Genomic DNA, 20276 nt, shown 5'->3' on the forward strand with positions numbered 1-20276 from the left:
GCGCCTGCCTCAGGCGTCAGGAAAGATGGCCAGCCACAGCCGCGTGACATTGTCCGCATGCAGCTGCACGCGCTCGGGCGCCACGCGCGCCAGATCCTGCCCCTGCAGGCGCAACTGGTGCTGCAGCTTGCGCAGCGCGCGGTAGGCGTCGGCCACCGCGCCGGCCAGAGTGGCATCGATCAGGCCGAGCTCGCCGCACAGGCGCAGCAGCGCGATATTGCCGGCGTTGGCGGTCAGCTGCGGATATTGCGCCGCATGCTGCAGTACCAGGTATTGCACCATGAACTCGATATCGATCATGCCGCCCGGATCCTGCTTGAGATCAAAAGCGCCCGGGCGCGGTGGATGGGCGTCGAGCATCTTCTTGCGCATCGCCACCACTTCGCCTTTCAGGGGGCCGTTTTTGGGGCGGTCCTTGCGCAGGATGGCTTCGCGGATGCGCTCGAAATGCTTGCCGATATTGACGTCGCCGGCGCAAAAGCGTGCGCGCGTCAGCGCCTGGTGTTCCCATACCCAGGCCGCGCTGCCCTGGTAGCGTTCGAACGCCTGCACGCTCGACACCAGCATGCCCGAGGCGCCGTCGGGGCGCAGCGCAATGTCGATATCGAACAGGATGCCGGCCGAGGTGTACGAGGTCATCCAGGTAATGAAACGCTGCGCCAGCTTGGCGTACAGGCCGGGCGCCTCCTGGTCGTCGTCGTCGAACAGGAAGATCACGTCCAGATCCGACACATAGCCAAGTTCCTTGCCGCCCAGCTTGCCGTAGGCAATCACGGCGAACTTCGGCACTTCGCGGTGGCGCGTGGGCAGCGTCTGCCAGACCGCCTGCACGGTGGCGGCCACGATCACATCGGCCAGCTGCGACAGGTAGTCGGCCAGCTTTTCCACGCTGAGGTCGCCCGCCAGGTCCTGCGCCAGGTACTGGAACAGCTGCGCATGGTGGGTTTCGCGCAGGATATCCATCTGCCGCTCGGTATCGCCAGCAGCATCGTCAAGCTGGCGCTGCAGGTCCTGCGCCAGCGCCTGCGGGTCGGGCACGCTGTTGCGCACGCGTTCGTCGAGCAGTTCGTCGAGCAGGATCGGGTGCTGCGTCAGGAAGGTGGCGGCCCAGCCGCTGGCGCACACCATGCGCACCACGCGCTCGAGCGTATGCGGGTATTCGGTCAGCAGCGACAGGTAGGCCGAGCGGCGCGCGATGGCTTCCAGGAAATCGAGCAGGCGACCCAGCGTCGCGAGCTGGCTGGCGTTGCCGTTCGATACCGAGCAATCGGCAATCAATGGCAGGGCCGAGTTGACCAGTGCGACCAGGCGCGTGCGGCTCGCTTCGGGCAGCGACTGCAGGCGCGGCGCCTGCCAGGTGGCCAGCAGGCGCCGTGCGCAGGCGGCCGGTTCGTGAAAGCCCAGTGCAGCAAAGCGCGCTTCGACCGCTTCCTGCTGGTCGGCGGCGCCCATATCGTTCGAACTTTGCGGATCGAGTACCGAGTCGGCAGGCGGTGCACTGGTCTTGTCGCTGAACATTTCATCGAACTGGCCGGCCACGAAGACGCGGTGCGCTTCAAGCTGCGCCAGCAGAGTGGCGGTGTCGGGCAGGCCCATCATTTGCGCCACTACCAGCCGGTCGGCGTCGCTGGCCGGCAGGGTGTGGGTCTGCGCATCGTCGAGATACTGCAGCCGGTGTTCGAGATTGCGCAGGAACGTGTACGAGTCGAGCAGGCGCTGCACCGTCAGCAGTTCGAGCAGGCCCTTGTCGGCCACCGTGCGCAAGGTTTCTCGCGTGGAACGGGCGCGCAGGTCGGGGTCGCGCCCGCCGCGTATCAGCTGGAACACCTGCGCCAGGAATTCGATCTCGCGGATGCCGCCACGGCCCAACTTGACGTTGTTGCTGCGGTCCGGGTGCAGCCGCTCCTGCCGGTTGACCTCGGCGCGGATCTGGCCATGCATGGTGCGGATCGCATCGATCACGCCAAAATCGAGGTAGCGGCGAAACACGAACGGGCGCACGATGGCGTCGAGGGCGGCGATGTCTTCTTCGGTGCCGGTCACGGCGCGCGCCTTGACCCAGGCATAGCGCTCCCACTCGCGGCCCTGGACGATCAGGTAATGCTCAATCATGCCCAGGCTGGCGGCCAGCGGCCCCGAGTTGCCGTTTGGACGCAGCGCCATGTCGACCCTGAAAGTAAAGCCGTCTTGGGTGATTTCAGCCAGTGCGGCAATCAGTTTTTTACCCATGCGAATAAAGAATTCATGGTTTGACAGGCTGCGCTGGCCCGGCCCGGCCTGCGTTTCGCCGTCTTCCGGATAGACGAAGATCAGGTCGATATCGGACGAGACATTGAGTTCGCCGCCGCCCTGCTTGCCCATGCCCAACACCATCAGGTGCTGCGGCAGGCCCGACTCTTCGCCGACCGGCATGCCGTGCTGCGCCACCATCTCGGTCATGATGGCCTCGACGTGGGTGCGGATGGCAAAGTCGGCAAAGGCGGTCATGGCTGTGACCACTTCGTTGAGGTCGGCCTGGCCGGACAGGTCGCGTTCGATCAGGCCGCATACCAGCAGGTTGCGCAGGCGGCGCATGGCGCGTTCGAGCGGCAGCGGCGGCGTGGCGGCGTCGGCTTCGGCAGCGAGCGCTCCGGCAAGGTCCAACTGGTCGAGCGGGGCGCGCACCAGTTGCGCGATCTGCGCGGCGCGTTCGGGGGCAGCATTGAGCCAGCGTTGGTGAAAGCGCGAGGCGGAGATCAGGGACGTGTGGCTCATGTGGGCGATTTTGTTCCGGGTATGGGTCGAATATGGTTGTAACTTGACGGCAAATACCGGAGGATGCGGTAAAATTGTGCCGCCTGGCATGTTGCTCGCGTCCCCCTTGAACGATGGTAAGGGAGGTGTGGTACGGACGCAAGCGCCAGGATGCTGGTCTATACCTGTAAAGTGTCGCCTGCAAGCAAAAAACCAGACGATTTTTGTCATTACTTGACGCCGGGCCAGTTAATAAAAGTTATAGATGCAAATTCCGCCAGAAGCAAACACGACAGAACATATGCCGTTGGCAGCGCGCTGGCAGCGGCTCCATGCCGCCTATCGCATGGCCAATCTGGCCACGCACCATGTGCTGGGCTTTGTCGTCAAGAGCGTGCTGGTCGCGTATTTCCTGTTTGCCGTGCTGTTCCTGTTCCTGCGCTATGCGATCTTGCCCAATATCGACTACTACAAAGGCGATATCGAGCGCGCGGCCAGCCACGCCGTGGGCAACCCGGTCAGCATCGAGCGCATTTATGCTTCCTGGCACGGCCTGCATCCCAGCCTGTTTCTTGGCGACGTCACGCTGCGCGACCAGCAGGGCCGCCAGGCCTTGAGCCTGCCCAGCGTGTCGGCCACGCTATCGTGGTGGAGCGTGCTCGGTTCGCTGCGCTTCGATACGCTGGAAGTAACGCGGCCCGACCTGGCCGTGCGGCGCAGCAAGGATGGTGGGCTGTATGTTGCCGGCGTGCTGATCGATACCCGCAAGGAGGGTGACGGCGCCGGCGCCGACTGGCTGTTTGCGCAGCACCAGATCATTATCCGCGATGGCAAGGTGCGCTGGACCGACGAATTGCGCGGCGCGCCCGAGCTGGCGTTGACCGATGTCAACCTGCTGCTGCGCAATCGCTGGCGCAGCCACCGGCTCGGCCTGCAGGCGGCGCCGCCGGCCGCACTGGCCGCGCCGATCGATGTGCGCGCTCACTTTACGCATCCGGCCTTTACCAAGCGCATCGCCGATATGTCGATGTGGAAGGGCGAGCTGTATGCCGACCTGAAAAATGCCGATCTGGCGGCCTGGCGCACCTATCTTGATTATCCGTTCGAGCTGCAGCAGGGCAAGGGCGCACTGCGCGCCTGGCTCAATCTCGATCACGCGCGCCTGGCCGGTTTTACGGCCGATGTGGGCCTGAACGATGTGAGCGCCAGGCTGGGCAAGGCGCTGCCGATGCTCGATTTGCACAGCGTCAACGGGCGCGTCTCGGCCAAAGAGACCCTGTCGGCCAAGACGCCCGACGGCAAGCCGACCTTTGGCGCCAACGGCCACCAGATCGAACTGAGCAATTTTTCCTTGCAGACCACCGATGGCCTGAGCCTGCCGCCGACCACGCTGTCCGAGCGCTTCGTGGCGGCCACCCGGCGCAATCCGGCGCAAACCGAAATCACGGCGCAACGGCTCGATTTGCAGACGCTGGCCGCGCTGGCCACGCGCTTGCCCCTCGGCACGCAGCAACGCGCGCAGCTTGACGCCATCGCGCCGCGCGGCGCGCTGCAGGACTTTTCCGCCGCGTGGCAGGGCGATATGGCCGCACCAAGCAGCTACCGCGTGCGCGGCCGGCTGCTTGAACTGGGCCTGAACGCCCAGCCGGCGCGCCTGGCCATTGCCAGAACCGCCACCACGCCGGCCCAAGCGGCGGCGCCGGCGATTCCCGGCTTTGAAAAGCTCAGCGGCAGCATCGACGCCAGCGAGCAGGGCGGCAAGATTGAGATCGATGCGCAAGACCTGGTGCTGCAGCTGCCCGGCTACTTTGCCGAGCCGGCCATGCCGTTTGCGCAGTTCCGCATGAAGGCGCAGTGGACGTTCGAAGCCGACAATATGCTGCAGGTCAATCTCGATCAGCTCGATTTTGACCAGCAGGGACTGCGCGCCAGCCTGCGCGGCTCGCATCGCATGCCGCTCGACGGCAGCAAGCTGGGCCAGGTCGACCTGACCGGCACGCTCGATCATTTTGAAATCAATACCATCGGCCGCTACCTGCCGCTGCAGACGCCCGAACATCTGCGCCACTGGCTGACCGGCGCGCTTGAAGGGGGCATGGCCAACGACGTCAGCGTGCGCCTGCGCGGCGAGCTCGAACATTTTCCGTTCAAGGCCGATACGCCGGCCCAGCGCAACCGCGGCGAATTCCGCATTGCCGGCAAGATCGACAACGGCACGCTCAACTATGCGCCCGGCGAATACGCCGAAAGCGGGCCGCAGGCCGGCAAGGCGCCGCTGTGGCCGCAGGCCGAGAAGATCAAAGGCAGCTTTGTGTTCGAGCGCGCGCGCATGGAAATTCGCGGCGACACCGCCACCACCGGCGGCGTGGCGCTGACCAACGTCAAGGCGGTGATTCCCGATCTGACCGTGCATGACACCCTGCTCGATATCGACGGCAACGCCGCCGGGCCAATGCAGGAATTTCTCAAATATGTGACGGCCAGCCCGGTGCTGGGCTGGATCGACCATTTCACCGATGAGACGACGGCCACCGGCAACGCCCGGCTGGCGCTCAAGCTGCACCTGCCGATCGAACGCCTGTTGGAATCGACCGTGCAGGGCAGCTTGCAGCTGGCCGGCAACGATGTGGTGCTGTTTAACGACATGCCGCCAGTGCTGGGTGCACAGGGTCGTATCGAATTTAACGAAAAAGGCGTCAATCTCAATGGCCTGAACGGCAGCCTGCTCGGTGGCCCGCTGGCCATCTCGGGCGGCTCGCAGCCCGACAACTCGATCCAGGTGCGCATTGCCGGCAGCGTCACGGTCGATGGCCTGCGCAAGACCTATCCGGCGCCGGTGCTGCAGCGCCTGACCCGTCATCTCAACGGCAGCGCGCGCTATAACGGCCTGATCACGGCCCGCGATCATCAATTGGTGGTCAACGTCGAGTCGCCGCTGAGCGGCCTGGGACTGGATTTTCCTGCACCGCTGAAAAAGGCTGCGGCCGACAGCCTGCCGGTGAAATTCACGCTCAGCGCCAACGCCGCCAATGCGGCCGGCCTGCGCACCGATGACATCCGCATTGCCCTGGGCAGTGGCGTGGCCGCGCGCTACCAGCGCCAGAAGCAGGGCAAGGAGCCGTGGCGGCTGGTGCGCGGCGGCATCGGCGTCAATGCCCAGGCGCCCGAGCCCGACAGCGGCATGATGCTCAATGTCAGCCTCAAGCATTTTGATCTCGACAGCTGGATCGCAGCAGGCAGCGCCATTGCCGGCAGCGGTGCCGCCGACGCGCCAGCGGCCACAGCGACCACCGCAGCCGACGCCGATGCACCCGATATTGCGCAGTACGTGGTGCCGGACATGATGGCGGTGCGCGCCAGCGAACTGATGCTGGGCGAACGCAAGCTCGAAGAGGTGGTGGTGGGTGCCACGCACCAGAAAGATGTGTGGCAGGCCAATATCGACGCCAAGCAGGTATCGGGCTATGTCACCTGGCTGGAAACGCCGTCGGGCCTGGGCAAGATGACGGCGCGCCTGTCGTCGCTGATCATTCCCGAGTCGGCCGCCAATGATGTGAAGAGCCTGCTGGAGGGCAAGAGCAGTGCGGTGCAGTCGATCCCCTCGCTCGATATCGTGGCCGAGCGCTTCGAGCTGTTCAACCGGCAGATCGGTCGGCTCGAATTGCAGGCCTATAACACCATGGCGGCGGGCAGCCGCGAGTGGCGCATCGGCAAGTTGCAACTGTCCAATCCCGACGGCGCCTTCAGCGGCAATGGCAAGTGGGTGATCAGGGACGGCCAGAGCACCACCAGCCTGCGCTTCGGCCTCGATATCGTCGACGCCGGAAAATTGCTCGACCGGTTTGGCTTTGCCGACACCTTGCGGCGCGGCAAAGGGCGCCTGTCTGGCGATATCGCCTGGAACGGCGTGCCGTATTCGCTCGATATTCCCAGCCTGTCGGGCCAGGTCGACATGAACGTGGAGTCGGGCCAGTTCCTCAAGCAGGATCCGGGCGCGGCCAAGCTGCTTGGCGTGCTGAGCCTGCAGGCCCTGCCGCGCCTGCTCAAGCTCGACTTCCACGATGTGTTTTCGGAAGGGCTGGCGTTTGACGGCATCAGCGCCAACGCCAGCATCAAGCGCGGCGTGGTCAGCACCGACAACCTCAAGATGCATGGCGTGGCGGCCACCGTGCTGATGAGCGGCACGGCCGATATCGCCAATGAAACGACCAATCTGCACGTGGTGGTGATCCCTGAATTTAACCTTGGCACCGGGCCGTTGGTGTATGCGCTGGCGGTCAACCCGGTGATCGGCATCGGCAGCTTCCTGGCGCAGCTGTTCCTGCGCGCGCCGGTGATGAAGGCGCTGACCTATCATATGCAGATTGCCGGACCGTGGAAGTCGCCGGTCGTGACCAAGCTCGATGGCGCTAAAATGAACCCGGGCGCTGCCGGCGCGCCGCCAGCGCAGGACGCCTCTCCCTCCAACTGAAAGCAGGTACCCTATGCATACCGTTGCAGCAATCCAGATGATTTCCACCCCGTCGGTCAGTGACAACCTGGCCACCGCCCGGCGCCTGGTGGCCGAGGCCGCCGCCGGCGGCGCCACCCTGGTGGTATTGCCCGAATACTGGGCCATCATGGGCCAGCACGATACCGACAAGGTGGCCCATGCCGAGCAGCCCGGCAGCGGTCCTATCCAGGACACCATGGCGCAGATGGCGCGCCAGCACGGCGTCTGGCTGATCGGCGGCACCCTGCCTTTGATTTCGGAACAGGCCGGCAAGGTGCTTAACACCACGCTGGTGTATGACCCGCAGGGCAACGCGGCCGGCCGTTACGACAAGATTCATCTGTTCGGCTTTACCCGCGGCAGCGAATCGTACAACGAGTCGCGCACCATCGTGCCGGGCACGCAGGTCGGCAGCTTCGATATGCCGTTCGGCAAGGTCGGCCTGTCGATCTGCTACGACCTGCGCTTTCCCGAACTGTACCGCGCAATCGGCAACTGTGCGCTGATCGTGGTGCCGGCCGCCTTTACGCACACCACCGGCCGCGCCCACTGGGAAGTGCTGCTGCGCGCGCGCGCGATTGAAAACCAGTGCTATGTGCTGGCGGCAGCGCAAGGCGGCCTGCATCCGAACGGCCGGCGCACCTGGGGCCACAGCATGCTGATCGATCCGTGGGGCGAAGTCAAAGCGGTGCTGGACGAAGGCGAGGGCGTGGTGCAGGGCCAGATCGATCCAGTGTTCCTGGCCGGCGTGCGCGAGTCGCTGCCTGCGCTGGCGCACCGCACCATGTAAGCGGGCCAGGCATGACTGCTTTTGATCCGAACCTGGCCAGCCTCGCGACAGCGCGCGACATGTTGCTGACGCCCTACGGCCTGGACGAAGCGGTGCTGTTGAAGGCGCTGGGCGCCATCTTCAGCCACAAGGTCGATTATGCCGACCTGTATTTCCAGTGCACCCGAAGCGAAAGCTGGAGCCTGGAAGAGGGCAGTGTCAAGACCGGTAGTTTCGCGATCGACCAGGGCGTCGGCGTGCGCGCCATCTCGGGCGACAAGACCGCGTTTTCGTATTCCGATGAACTGTCGCAGCGCGCCCTGTTCGAAGCGGCGGCCGCCACGCGCACGATTGCGCGCGCCGGCGCCGGCCGCGCCAGGATTGCCAGCCAGGTACAGCCACAGGGTGGCCGTGCGCTGTACCTGCCCGACGATCCGCTCGCCTCGCTCGAGGCCGGCGCCAAGGTGCGCCTGCTCGAACGCATCGAGGCGATGGCGCGCGCGAAAGACCCGCGCGTGTCGCAGGTGATGGTGGAACTGGCCGGCGAACACGACGTGGTGCTGGTGCTGCGCAGCGATGGCGTGCTGGCGGCCGATATTCGTCCGCTGGTGCGCCTGTCGATTACCGTGATTGCCGAACAAAACGGCCGGCGCGAGAGCGGTTCCGGCGGCGGCGGCGCGCGCGCCGGCTACGGTTACTTCAGCGACGCCCTGTTGCAGCACTATGCCGATGAGGCAGTCGCTTCGGCGCTGCTCAACCTGGAGGCGCGCGCAGCGCCTGCCGGCCCGATGACGGTGGTATTGGGGCCGGGCTGGCCCGGCATCTTGTTGCACGAGGCGATCGGCCACGGCCTGGAAGCCGACTTCAACCGCAAGGGCTCATCCGCCTTTGCCGGTTGCCTCGGCGAGCGCGTGGCGGCCAAGGGCGTGACCGTGGTTGACGATGGCACGCTGGCCGGGCGGCGCGGTTCGCTCAATATTGACGATGAAGGCAATCGCACCCAGTGCACCACGCTGATCGAGGACGGCGTGCTGACCGGTTATCTGCAGGACACCCTTAACGCGCGCCTGATGAAAATGCCGGTCACCGGCAATGCGCGGCGCGAATCGTTTGCCCACCTGCCGATGCCGCGCATGACCAATACCTATATGCTGGCCGGCGAGCGCGACCCGGGCGAGATACTGGCCTCGGTCAAGAACGGCTTGTACGCCGTCAATTTCGGCGGCGGCCAGGTCGACATTACCAACGGCAAATTCGTGTTTTCGGCCAGCGAAGCCTATATGATCGAAAACGGCAAGCTCAGCTATCCGGTCAAAGGCGCTACCCTGATCGGCAATGGCCCTGATGTGCTTAACCGCGTGTCGATGATCGGCAACGACCTGCGCCTCGATCCCGGCATTGGCGTGTGTGGCAAGGAGGGGCAGAGCGTGCCGGTTGGCGTGGGCCAGCCGACCTTGCGGCTTGATGGCCTGACTGTGGGTGGGACGGGGTAGGGGGCTTGCTTTTGGGTGGAAAAACTTGACGGCGGGATCAGGTGCGACCCCGCCCGCCTTCCGGGGTGTAATCCGACGGGATTGTTGGCGACAGTGGTGTTGTCGGATTACGGCCCCTGTGGGGCCTAATCCGACCTACGTTTTACGGTTTGCCAGTAGTGTGTTTTGACTTGGCAGCATGGCTGTAAGCCCGGCTTTCACGCCGCCATGTCACTGCAGTCAGAACTTGTACGATGCCTTGACGTACAGCGTGCGTCCCAGCGGATCGGTGTAGCGCGGATCATAGCCGGTCTGGAATACCGTGCCCTGGTTGGTGAACGGCGGGTTCTTGTCGAACAGGTTTTTCACGCCGACCGTGATGTCGGTGTTTTTCCAGCCCGAATAGGCGCCTGACAGCGAGAACGTCGAATACGCTTTCACGTTCTGTTCATAGCCGGCGTCGACATAGTTCTGGTCGCGGTAGCCGCTCATGAACTTGTTCGACAGGTTGGCACTCCACTTGCCCAGCGCCCACGTCAGCGAGGCGTTGTGCTTCCAGCGGAAGACGGGATTGTTGTCCGCATAGACGCCGACGTTCTGGATGTAGGCACCACCAGGCTCGTTCTGGTACTCGTAGTTGTGTACCCAGCTGCCGTCGAACTGGAAAGTGAAGTTGCCGTAGCTGCTACGTGGCAGGCGCCAGGTGAGGCTGGTATCGATGCCCGAGGTATGCACCTCGCCCAGGTTGTCGAGCACGGCGTTCACATACTGCAGCGTCTTGCCGTCGGCCGAATAGACGAATGCCGACTGGTATTTCTCGTAGTTGTCGAACAGCGTCTGTTCGGCCACGGTGCCGATCTTGTCGCGGATCTTGATATTGAAATAGTCCAGCGACATGGTCACCGAATTGACCGGTTCAAACACGATGCCGGCGCTGAAGGTTTTCGATTTTTCCGGCTTCAGGTTGGTGTTGCCGCCGCTGCGGATATATTGCTGCTGGCCGCAGGCGACGTTCGGATTGGCGCCGGCCACCACCGTGCCGCCCGGGCACAGTACCGGATCGTCATAGGAGTTGCCGGTGAAGGTGGATGTGGCCGGGCCATGCAGGTCGTACAGGGTCGGCGCGCGGAAACCGGTGTTGTACGAGGTGCGCAGCAGCACTTGCTTGCTTGGCTGCCAGCGCAGGCCGACTTTCGGATTGAAGCTGCCGCCAACATCGTTGTAATGGTCATAGCGCGCTGCCAGCGACAGCTCGACCTCCTTGTGCAGCGGCACGCTCAGTTCCGAATAGATGGCAGCGATATTGCGCGAACCGGCCTGGTCCTGCGCGTCGGCGTAGCCCGAGCTTTGCGCCTGCGAGGCCAGGTCGCGGTTGACGTGGTACTCGGCCTTGTCATGGCGCAATTCGGTACCGACGGCAAAGCCGACCGCGCCGGCTGGCAACTGGTAGATTTCGCGGCTGACCTTGGCGTCGACGCCGGTGCTGGTCATCTTGGCGTTCAGGTATTCGCCGTGCAGCTGGGCCGCATCGAGGTAGGCTGCGCCAGCCGCCGACTGTTCACCAAACGGATTGAGCGTGCCGTCCAGTACACCGGCTTTCACCAGGCTGTCGTTGGTATAGCCGTTGACGAAGGCGCTGGCGGCCTTGCTGATCGAATACGTCAGGCCGACGTTATAGTCCCAGCCGCCGATCAGTCCTTCCGAACCGAGTACCAGCCGATCCGAGGTGCTGGTGTCAAAACCGGTGCGCTTGCCCGCTGCCACCGTGCGCCAGTTCAACGTCAGGTCTTCGCCGGCAAGGCCTGTCACGCCCGGCACGTTGCCATTGCCCGGGTAGTACGGGCTGGCTGACGTCATCGTGATGCCGGTCAGCGGTGACGGTGCGATGTTCGACGTGCTGGTGCTGCGCGAGTGCAGATATTCGACGGTGGCCGTATCGTCGGCACTGAGCTTGAAGGTGGCCTTGCCCAGCAGCGACTCCTGCTTGGTCTCGGGAATGTCGTCGATATAGGTGACGGTATCGGTGCGGCAGGTGCCGCTGGCTGTTGCGATCAAACCTTTGCCGGGGCAGCCGGCGGCGGCGTACGGGTTGCCGGTCACGCCATTGTCCGAAAAAAAGTTGGCGGGCTGTGAGGTGCCGCTGCTGTTGTCCACGCCGCGGTTGGGAATCACGCTGGTGCTGGAAAAAGCGCGAGAGCTCGCTGCCAGGGCCGACTGTTTATGCACGTCGGCGACGCCAAAGAAGTTATAGCCGTCGGTGGCCAGGTTGCCAAAGCCGCCCGACAGATTGATGCGCGACTCGTCGCCGCCGCCGCTTTTGGTCGGTGCATAATGTTCGACGCTGACGGTGGCGCCCTGTACCGAGCGTTTGGTAATGAAGTTGATCACCCCGCCAATGGCGTCGGTGCCGTAAATGGCCGAGGCGCCGTCACGCAGCACTTCGACCCGGTCCAGCGCCGACAGCGGAATGATGTTCAGGTCGACTGCCGCACCGTTGAACGGATGGCTGGCGATGCGCCGGCCATTGAGCAGCACCAGTGTCTTGTCGCTGCCCAGGCCGCGCAGATCAGCGCTGGACATGCCGCCCGTGCCGGCGCCAATCGACTGGCTGCTGCCAACCGAGCTCTGGTTCATCGGGATGGTGTTCATCACTTCCTGCGCGGTGGTCAAGCCTTGCTTGATGAAGTCTTCCGCCTTGATCGAGGTAATCGGCAGTGCTGTCTGGGATGACAGGCGCTTGATGCTCGAACCCGTCACTTCCACTCGCTGCAGTTCCCCGCTGCCAGCCGTTTCTGCCGCTGGCGCGGCATCGCCTTCGAGGCTTTGCGCCTGGACTGCATGCACGCCCAGCGCCAGCGAACTGGCAAACATGAGGCGCAGGGATCGGGACAACACGCTTTCTATCATCATGGCTAACATTCCTGAAGTTTTGCTTGAAGTTGATTGTTCGGCTTGGTGTGGATGTCACCGATACGTTTTGCCCGGCGTTCTCCTGGAACACAGGGCGAAGTCATCAGAACATGTGGCAAGCGGGCGCATCAATAAGCAGAAAAACAAGAGTGAAAATTACCAACAGTAATCAATGCTCACAGATGTAAAGACCGGAATGTGCTGTCACGGCGCCATGCTGGCATCGCTCAGGGACTCGCTGCACGCCGGAAGCCGGCGCCGGTGGGCTTGCGAGGGTGGTGCGATGCCAGATCGACCACGCTTACATTTGGACATAAGCCAGATGCCGGTACTCTGCCGAGGCGGTCAATCTGCCTGATGTAAAGTTATGTAAGGAGTGCCGGTAGGTTTGGGGGCGATAAGCGCGCCGTTCATGAAGCTGCGCAACTTTTCCGCTATTTTTATGCGATTTTCCACGCTAAGCATGGTCTGATGCAGGTTTGCCGATAAATAGTCTTGCCAAACTTTGTACTATGGGTTTATAGTCGACCATCACTTACGGATTTCACGCATGTTCGCTCGCCACTTTTTTACCGTGTATTTTTACTTTAGCAATTCCAACCCAAAGGCGGTGGAGTAGCGGACGGTTCACGTAGCAGCAACAACGAGATCCCAGCAAATTCTAAAAAAACCGCCACTGATGGCGGTTTTTTTTTACCCAGATGTTTTACCCCTGTTCAAAAATTGGAGAAAATAATGCCCCGCACCGATGATTTGCGTATTCGCGAAATGAAGGAACTGACTCCGCCGTCCCACCTGATCCGCGAATTTGCCTGCTCGGAGCAAGCCGAACAGACCGCCGCCAACGCCCGTATCGCCCTGCATCGTATCCTGCACGGCCAGGACGACCGCCTGATGGTGGTGATCGGCCCCTGCTCAATCCACGACACCAAGGCCGCGATGGAATATGCGCGCCTGCTGGTCAAGGAGCGCGCGCGCTTCGCCGGCGAACTGGAAATCGTCATGCGCGTGTACTTTGAAAAACCGCGCACCACGGTGGGCTGGAAGGGCCTGATCAACGACCCGTACATGGACAACAGTTTCCGCATCAACGATGGCCTGCGCATGGCGCGCGAACTGCTGCGCGATATCAATGAACTGGGCCTGCCGGCCGGTACCGAGTTCCTTGACGTGATCAGCCCGCAATATATCGCCGACCTGATCAGCTGGGGCGCGATCGGTGCGCGCACCACCGAGTCGCAGGTGCACCGTGAACTGGCTTCGGGATTGTCGTGCCCGGTCGGCTTCAAGAACGGCACTGACGGCAACGTCAAGATCGCAGTGGAAGCGATCAAGGCCGCTTCGCAGCCGCACCATTTCCTGTCGGTGACCAAAGGTGGCCACTCGGCCATCGTCTCGACCAATGGCAATGAAGACTGCCATATCATCCTGCGCGGCGGCAAGGCGCCCAATTACGACGCGGCCAGCGTGGAAGAGGCCTGCAAGGCGATTGCCACGCAAGGCCTGGCAGCGCGCCTGATGATCGACGCTTCGCATGCGAACAGCTCGAAAAAGCCGGAAAACCAGGTGCCGGTATGCGCCGATATTGCCGCCCAGGTGGCCGGTGGCGACGACCGCATCGTCGGCGTGATGGTCGAATCGAACCTGGTCGCCGGCCGCCAGGACCTGGTGCCAGGCAAGGAGCTGGTCTACGGCCAGTCGGTGACCGACGGCTGCATCGACTGGAGCGCCAGCGTGGCAGTGCTGGAAACGCTGGCCGCTGCCGTGAAGCAGCGCCGTCTGCAGGGCGACAAGGACTGATTGTTGTCGGCCATAAAAAAGCCCGGAAGGCGGTGAGCCTTCCGGGCTTTTTGTTGTTCAGCCGAGATCAGCTGAACAATCAGTTTAGAACTTGTAGGTCGCGCGCACGTAGAAAGTACGGCCCAGCGGATCGGTAAAACGTGGATCGTAGCCGGTCTGGAAGGTGCCGATCTGGTTACTGAACGGCGGATCTTCATTGAGCAGGTTTTTCACGCCGACGGTCAGTTCCGTGTTCTTGAAGCCGGAGTAAGCACTCGACAGCGACCAGACCGAGTAGGCCTTGACGCTTTGCTCATACTGCTCGTCAACGTAGTTCTGGTCGCGGTAGCCGCTCATGTACTTGTTGGCCAGGGTAGCGTTCCAGTTGCCCAGATTCCACTGCAGCGACGCATTGTGCCTCCAGCGGAATACCGGTGCATTGTCGCCATACACGCCGACGTTCTGCACGAACTCGCCGCCGCGCTCGTTCTGGTACTCATACTTCTTGACCCAGGTGCCGTCGAAGGCAAAGGTGAAGTTGCCGTAGTCGCTGCGTGGCAGTTTCCAGTTCAGGCCCAGATCGATGCCCGAGGTGTGCATTTCGCCCAGGTTGTCCAGCGTGGCCAGCACGTATTCGAGCTTGGTGCCGTTGTTCGAATAGATGAAGTTGTCCTTGTACTTGTCGTAGTTGTCGAACAGCGTCTGTTCAGCCACGGTGCCGATCTTGTCGCGCAGCTTGATCTGGAAGTAGTCGAGCGATACGGTCAGCGACTTGACCGGCTCGAGCACGATACCGGCGCTGAAGGTCTTCGATTTTTCCGGGCCGACGTCAGGATTGCCACCCGAGCGGATATATTGCTGGGCGCCGCAGGCTACGTTGCCGTTGGCGCCAGGGGCAGCAGTACCGCCCGGGCACAGGCGCGGATCGTCGTACTTGTTGGCAGTGAAGGTCTTGCTTTGCGGACCATGCAGGTCATACAGCGTCGGTGCGCGGAAACCGGTGTTGTACGAGCTGCGGAACAAGACCTGGCTGGTTGGCTGCCAGCGTACGCCGATCTTCGGATTGAAGCTGCCGCCGACATCGTTGTAATGGTCATAGCGCGCGGCCAGCGACAGTTCCAGGTCTTTCACGACCGGAATGCTCAGCTCGGAGAAAATCGCGCTGATGGTGCGGCTGCCGGACTGGTCCTGCGCTTCGGCATAGCCGGAGCTCGAGGCCTGGCCAGCCAGGGCGGTGTCGACATTGTATTCGGCCTTGTCGCGGCGGAACTCGGTGCCGACGGCGAAACCGACGGCGCCTGCCGGGAGGTTGAACAGTTCGCGGCTGACCTTGGCGTCGATCGCCGTGCTGGTCATGCGCGCGTCGAGGTATTTGCCTTTGAGCAACGAGTCGTTCAGATAGGCCTGGCCCGCAGCGCTTTGTTCGCCAAACGGGTTCAGCAAGCCACTGCCGACGCCGTCGATGATGCGCTGGTCAGCCAGGTAGCCGCCGGTAAAGGCGCTGGTGGCCTTGCTGATCGAATGGCTCAGGCCTGCATTGTAGTCCCAGCTGCCGAGTACGCCTTCGGCTGCCAGCACCAGGCGATCCGAGGTGCTGGTGTCAAAGCCGCTACGCTGGCCCGAAGCCACCGGACGCCAGCTGATGTCCAGGTCCTGACCCGACAGGCCAGGCACGGCCGGCACGCCAGCGCTGCCGCCTGGATAGTAGGGCGAACTGGCCGACATCAGGATGCCGATATTCGACATTGGTGGCGGCGAAATGCGTGCTTCATTGGTGCTGCGTGCATGCAGGTATTCAATCGTGGCCAGGTGATCCTGGTTCAGCTTGAAGCTGGCCTTGCCCAGGAAGGATTCCTGCTGGGTTTTTGGAATCGTCTGCATGTACGGCGTGACGTCCATCGCGCAAGTGCTCTTGCCCGAGGTGTTCTTGTACAGGTTGGGGCCGACGCAGCCGGCAGCAAACGCCGGGTTGCCCGACAGGCCGTTGCCGGTATCGTAGAAGTTGGCCGGGAACGGGGTGCTGCTCAGATTGTCGACACCCTTGCTCGGGATGTAGCCGCTGGCCGAGAAAGCACGGTCGCTGGCGTTCAGCGCTGCCTGGCGATGCACATCGACCACGCCGAAGACATTGAAGCCATCTTTGTTCAGGTCGCCGTAGCCAGCCGACAGGTTGATGCGCGACTCGTCGCCGCCGCCCGATTTTTGTGGTTCGTAGTGCTCGACCGTGACCGAGCCGCCCTTGACCGAGCGCTTGGTAATGAAGTTGATCACACCGCCGATGGCGTCGGTGCCGTAGATGGCCGAGGCGCCGTCGCGCAGCACTTCCACGCGCTCCAGTGCGGAAATTGGAATAATGTTCAGGTCGACCGATGAGCCGTTGAATGGATGGCTGGCGATACGGCGTCCGTTCAGCAGCACCAGCGTCTTGTCGCCGCCGATGCCGCGCAAATCCGCCTGCGACTGGCCGCCCGTGCCGGAACCGACCGACTGCGAGCTGCTTTGCGAACTCTGGTTCATGGAAATGGTGGCCAGCACTTCCTGCGCCGTCGTCAGGCCTTGCTTGGCGAAATCGTCAGCCTTGATCGAAGTGATCGGCAAAGCCGTTTCGGACGACAGGCGCTTGATGCTTGAGCCCGTCACTTCAACACGTTGCATCGGTGCATCTGTTGTTTCCTGCGCATACGCTGCATGCATGCCCAGCGCCAGGCTGCCGGCAAACATCAAACGCAGCGAACGTGCGATTACATTTTCTACCATAACTAAAATTCCTTGCTATTGTGATAAAGATGGCATTTATTTTGAATTAACTAATTGCCTTCTGATAATTTATTTGCCGCTTCCACTATTGGCCGACAAAAATTCGGAAAATTTTGCAGCACGTCATCAGAGCATTCACGCAAAAAAATGTCAATTTCCACTCGGGTTTTTGGACGAAATGCAACAAATTCCTATTTTTTTGTATTACTTCAGGAGTAAAGTATCGTGTTTTCTTGCCAGTTCAGTCGAGAGGCGTACAATAAAACGGCGCACAGCATGGCTGCCGGCGCCCTCCTTGCAGGAGCTGATCTGGATCATGGTTCCTGCTGCTATCCATTCCCCGTTTTGCCTAGAAGCTATAGCTGCCGCGCAGATACCAGGCGCGCCCGACCGGGTCGGTATAGCGTGGGTCATATCCCTTTTGAAACAGCGTGCCCTGGTTGGAGAACGGCGGTTCCTTGTCGAAAATATTCTTGGCGCCAGCCGTCAGCAACCAGCCCTGCGCGCCATAGCTGGCAGACAGATTGAACAGGCTGTAGGACGGCACGTCATGACGATAGGCGGCCTCGACGCTGTTCTGGTCGACATAGCCCGACTTGTATGACTGTGCCAGCGTGGCGTTCCAACGTCCCAGGCGCCAGTTCAGCGCCGCCATATGCTTCCAGCGAAACACCGGGCCGTTGTCGGCATAGCGCCCGACGTTGGTGATAAAGGGGCCGCCGCGTTCGTTCTGGTAGTCGTACTTGCGGGTCCAGCTGCCGTCGACCGACAACGACAGATCGCCCCAGGCACCGCCCGCCAGGCGGCCAATGCGCGTATTGAGGCTGATATCGACGCCATCGGTTTTCACTTCGCCCAGATTGTCGTTGAGGTCGGCAATCGCGTAGGGCGACCCATCGGCGTTGCGCAAAAACAGCGCCCGGTATTTCTCGACGTTGCCGAAGATGGCCTGCTCGGGCAGGGCGGCAATCTTGTCTTTCAGGTCGATGCGCCAGTAATCGATGGCAATCGTCATTTCGCGCAGCGGCTCAAACACTATGCCGGCGGCAAAGGTGGTCGATTTTTCCGGTTTCAGGTCGGGGTTGCCGCCTTGCAGCTTGTACTGCTGCAAGTCGCAATCGCGCAGCGGATTGGCGCCCGGCTGGGGCACGCCGCCCGGGCACAGAAACGGATCGTCATAGCTGTCGTTGGTATCGTTTTTCGATGGCGGCGCATTTTTTTCAAACAGCGTCGGCGCGCGAAAGCCGGTGCTGGCCGAGCCGCGCAGTACCAGCGCGTCGCTGGCCTGGTAACGCAGCGCCAGTTTGGGATTGGTGGTGCTGCCGACATCGCTGTAATGGTCGAAGCGCGCCGCCAGCTGCACTTCCAGCTTGCGCAGCAACGGCAGGCTCAGTTCGCCGAACAGTGCCTGGATGCGGCGCGCGCCGTGTTTCGACAGCGAGCCGGACAGGCCTGAGCTGGCGGCCTGGCCGGCAATCTCGCGGTTGACATTGAAACCGGCTTTTTCTTGGCGCCACTCGGCGCCCAGCGCCAGCGCCAGCGGGCCGCCGGCCAGCTGCATCAGTTCGCGGCTGCCCTGTATATCGAGGCCGGTAGTGGTTACACGCGCGTTCTGGACTTCGCCGCGCAGCGCGGTGCCAGCCAGGTATTGTGCGCCGGCCGCGTTTTGCAGGCCGAACGGGTTGAGAATGCCGTTCAGTACGCCTGCGGCAAACGCCGCATCCTGCACATAGCCGCCGGTAAAGTCTTCGCTGGAGCGGCTGATGGCGCGCGCCAGGCCGGCCTTGTAATCCCAGTCGGCCGCCTCGCCCGACAGCGCCAGCACCAGCCGGTCGGCCTGGCCTTTTGAATCGATCTGGCGCTGGCCCGCTTCCACCGGCCGCCAGTTGACGCTGAGTGGCTGGCCTGACAAACCGGCCTGGGCCGGCACGCCGCCCACATTGCCAGGATAGTAGGGGCTGCTGACGGGCAGCACCAGGCCGGTCTGCGGCGGCGGCGCCGTGCGCGCCTGCACGCGGTTTTGCGCATGCAGGTATTCGATGCTGGCCTGGTGGCCGGCGCCGAGCCTGAAGGCGGCCTTGCTGTAGAGCGCAATCTGCCGTTGTGCGGGCAGGTCGTCGATCTGGCGCGTGTATTCCTGGCGGCAGGTGCCGTTGGCCATCGCGACTGACAGCGGCGGCAGGCAGCCGCTGGCCGCGTAGGGATTGCCGGCCAAGCCGGCGCCGTTGTTGGCGGCGGCGTCGAAATAATTGCCGGGGAAGGTCGTGCCGCTGGTGACCGACAGGCCGCGCCCGGGCACGATGCCGGAGCTGGAAAAAGCGCGCTCCTGCGAGGTCAGCACCTGTTGCCGGTGGTAGTCGAGTACGCCAAAAACATTGTAGCCATCGGTGTCAAACCGGCCAAAACCGCCAGAGAGATTGGCGCGCTGTTCATCGGCGCCCCGGTGCTGCGGCGCCACTACTTCAGCCGTGATGGTGGTGACATTGAGCGCGCGCTTGGTAATGAAATTGATCACGCCGCCGATCGCATCGGTGCCGTAGATGGCTGACGCGCCATCGCGCAGCACTTCCACCCGTTCCAGGGCGGCAATCGGGATCATGTTCAGGTCGACGCTGGCGCCGTCATACGGGTGGTTGGCAATGCGCCTGCCGTTGAGCAGTACCAGCGTCTTGTCGCCGCCCAGGCCGCGCAGGTCGGCGCTGGCCTGGCCGCCGGTGGGCAGGCCGCTGGTATTGCCGCCGATTGCATTGCCGCTCCCCATCATCGAGCCATTGGCCGGCAGGCGCGACAGCACTTCCTGCGCCGTCGTCAAGCCCTGTCGGGCAAAGTCCTCGGCGCGCAGTACCGACAGTGGCGTGGCCGTTTCCGATATCAGCCGCTTGATCGACGAACCGGTGACCTCGACGCGCTGCATCTCCGGCTCGTCCGGTGTATCGGCAGACTGCGCCAGCGCTGGCGCCATCGGCAGGGCCAGCAAGGCTGCGCACAGCAGGCGCAAAGGGGGAAGTGGTTGGGACATGTTCGCTCCAGGGTCAGATGAAGGAAGAGGGCGCGGGGCCCGGTTCATGTTTTTAACAGCCGCCGCCAGTGGCCGATTTGAGCCAGCGCAAAGCCGGTATGAGGTGCGATGTTGCGATGCAATATTGCAGTCTGGCCAGAGCGCGCAAAAGCAGTGGCAAGAGAGAGTAGCAATCGCCACGGTGCAGTGCAGCAAGCTTGATCCGACACAGTTATTTGATCTGCATCAACCATGCGGCTTTCTGCCCACACGGCAAAATATGCGTTATCGTTACGCGCTTTGGCGTCGCTACGAGGCTTGCAAAAGCACTATTGGCGCATGCGGCACGGAACTTGCGTGCCTGGT

8 protein-coding genes are annotated in these 20276 nt (G+C 62.6%); 4 read left to right on the forward strand and 4 right to left on the reverse strand.

Features of this window, described 5'->3' with window-relative positions; all coding sequences use genetic code 11:
• Positions 1 to 9 precede the first annotated feature (9 nt).
• The gene (gene glnE, locus GCM43_RS14355) at positions 10 to 2754 is read right to left on the reverse strand and encodes a bifunctional [glutamate--ammonia ligase]-adenylyl-L-tyrosine phosphorylase/[glutamate--ammonia-ligase] adenylyltransferase (protein ID WP_152245410.1); all 2745 of its coding nucleotides are present in this window, start codon (positions 2752 to 2754) and stop codon (positions 10 to 12) included.
• Positions 2755 to 2998: 244 nt separating this feature from the next.
• Between glnE and GCM43_RS14360 the strand changes: the two genes are divergently transcribed.
• Genes GCM43_RS14360 through tldD form a run of 3 tightly spaced genes read left to right on the forward strand, consistent with a single transcriptional unit; the run spans position 2999 to position 9487 of the window.
• Complete coding sequence (locus GCM43_RS14360) at positions 2999 to 7204, forward strand: YhdP family protein (protein ID WP_152245412.1); 4206 nt, start codon at positions 2999 to 3001, stop codon at positions 7202 to 7204.
• 13 nt (positions 7205 to 7217) lie between these two features.
• A complete protein-coding gene (locus GCM43_RS14365) occupies positions 7218 to 8015 on the forward strand; it encodes a carbon-nitrogen hydrolase family protein (RefSeq protein ID WP_152245414.1) in 798 nt (265 codons plus the stop codon).
• An 11-nt stretch (positions 8016 to 8026) separates the two neighbouring features.
• Positions 8027 to 9487: a metalloprotease TldD gene (gene tldD / locus GCM43_RS14370; protein ID WP_152245416.1), complete on the forward strand. Its 1461-nt coding sequence runs from the start codon at positions 8027 to 8029 to the stop codon at positions 9485 to 9487.
• A gap of 219 nt (positions 9488 to 9706) precedes the next feature.
• On the opposite strand, the gene GCM43_RS14375 is transcribed toward tldD, so the two are convergent.
• Positions 9707 to 12376, reverse strand: a complete 2670-nt coding sequence (locus tag GCM43_RS14375) for a TonB-dependent receptor (RefSeq protein WP_193315622.1) — start codon at positions 12374 to 12376, stop codon at positions 9707 to 9709.
• 735 nt (positions 12377 to 13111) lie between these two features.
• Between GCM43_RS14375 and aroG the strand changes: the two genes are divergently transcribed.
• Positions 13112 to 14176 (forward strand): 3-deoxy-7-phosphoheptulonate synthase AroG, encoded by a 1065-nt coding sequence (aroG, locus tag GCM43_RS14380; protein WP_319636962.1) that lies wholly within the window; start codon positions 13112 to 13114, stop codon positions 14174 to 14176.
• 84 nt (positions 14177 to 14260) lie between these two features.
• Here the strand turns inward: aroG and GCM43_RS14385 are convergent, their stop codons facing one another.
• Together GCM43_RS14385 and GCM43_RS14390 are read right to left on the reverse strand one after the other, a co-directional pair.
• A complete protein-coding gene (locus GCM43_RS14385; RefSeq protein ID WP_193315623.1) occupies positions 14261 to 16912 on the reverse strand; it encodes a TonB-dependent receptor in 2652 nt (883 codons plus the stop codon).
• 349 nt (positions 16913 to 17261) lie between these two features.
• Entirely contained in the window at positions 17262 to 19931 is a 2670-nt protein-coding gene (locus tag GCM43_RS14390) for a TonB-dependent receptor plug domain-containing protein (protein ID WP_152245418.1), read from the reverse strand.
• Between the last annotated feature and the right edge of the window lie 345 nt (positions 19932 to 20276).

Origin of the sequence: Janthinobacterium aquaticum, from assembly GCF_009208565.1 — a bacterium.
Taxonomy (GTDB): Bacteria; Pseudomonadota; Gammaproteobacteria; order Burkholderiales; family Burkholderiaceae_D; genus Janthinobacterium.

What these genes read in the sequence shown, in the direction of transcription:
- tldD (WP_152245416.1), top strand. Translation starts at nt 8,027, where the DNA reads ATGACTGCTTTTGATCCGAACCTGGCCAGCCTCGCGACAGCGCGCGAC.
- aroG (WP_319636962.1), top strand. Translation starts at nt 13,112, where the DNA reads ATGCCCCGCACCGATGATTTGCGTATTCGCGAAATGAAGGAACTGACT.
- GCM43_RS14375 (WP_193315622.1), bottom strand. Translation starts at nt 12,376, where the DNA reads ATGATGATAGAAAGCGTGTTGTCCCGATCCCTGCGCCTCATGTTTGCC.
- GCM43_RS14390 (WP_152245418.1), bottom strand. Translation starts at nt 19,931, where the DNA reads ATGTCCCAACCACTTCCCCCTTTGCGCCTGCTGTGCGCAGCCTTGCTG.
- GCM43_RS14365 (WP_152245414.1), top strand. Translation starts at nt 7,218, where the DNA reads ATGCATACCGTTGCAGCAATCCAGATGATTTCCACCCCGTCGGTCAGT.
- glnE (WP_152245410.1), bottom strand. Translation starts at nt 2,754, where the DNA reads ATGAGCCACACGTCCCTGATCTCCGCCTCGCGCTTTCACCAACGCTGG.
- GCM43_RS14385 (WP_193315623.1), bottom strand. Translation starts at nt 16,912, where the DNA reads ATGGTAGAAAATGTAATCGCACGTTCGCTGCGTTTGATGTTTGCCGGC.
- GCM43_RS14360 (WP_152245412.1), top strand. Translation starts at nt 2,999, where the DNA reads ATGCAAATTCCGCCAGAAGCAAACACGACAGAACATATGCCGTTGGCA.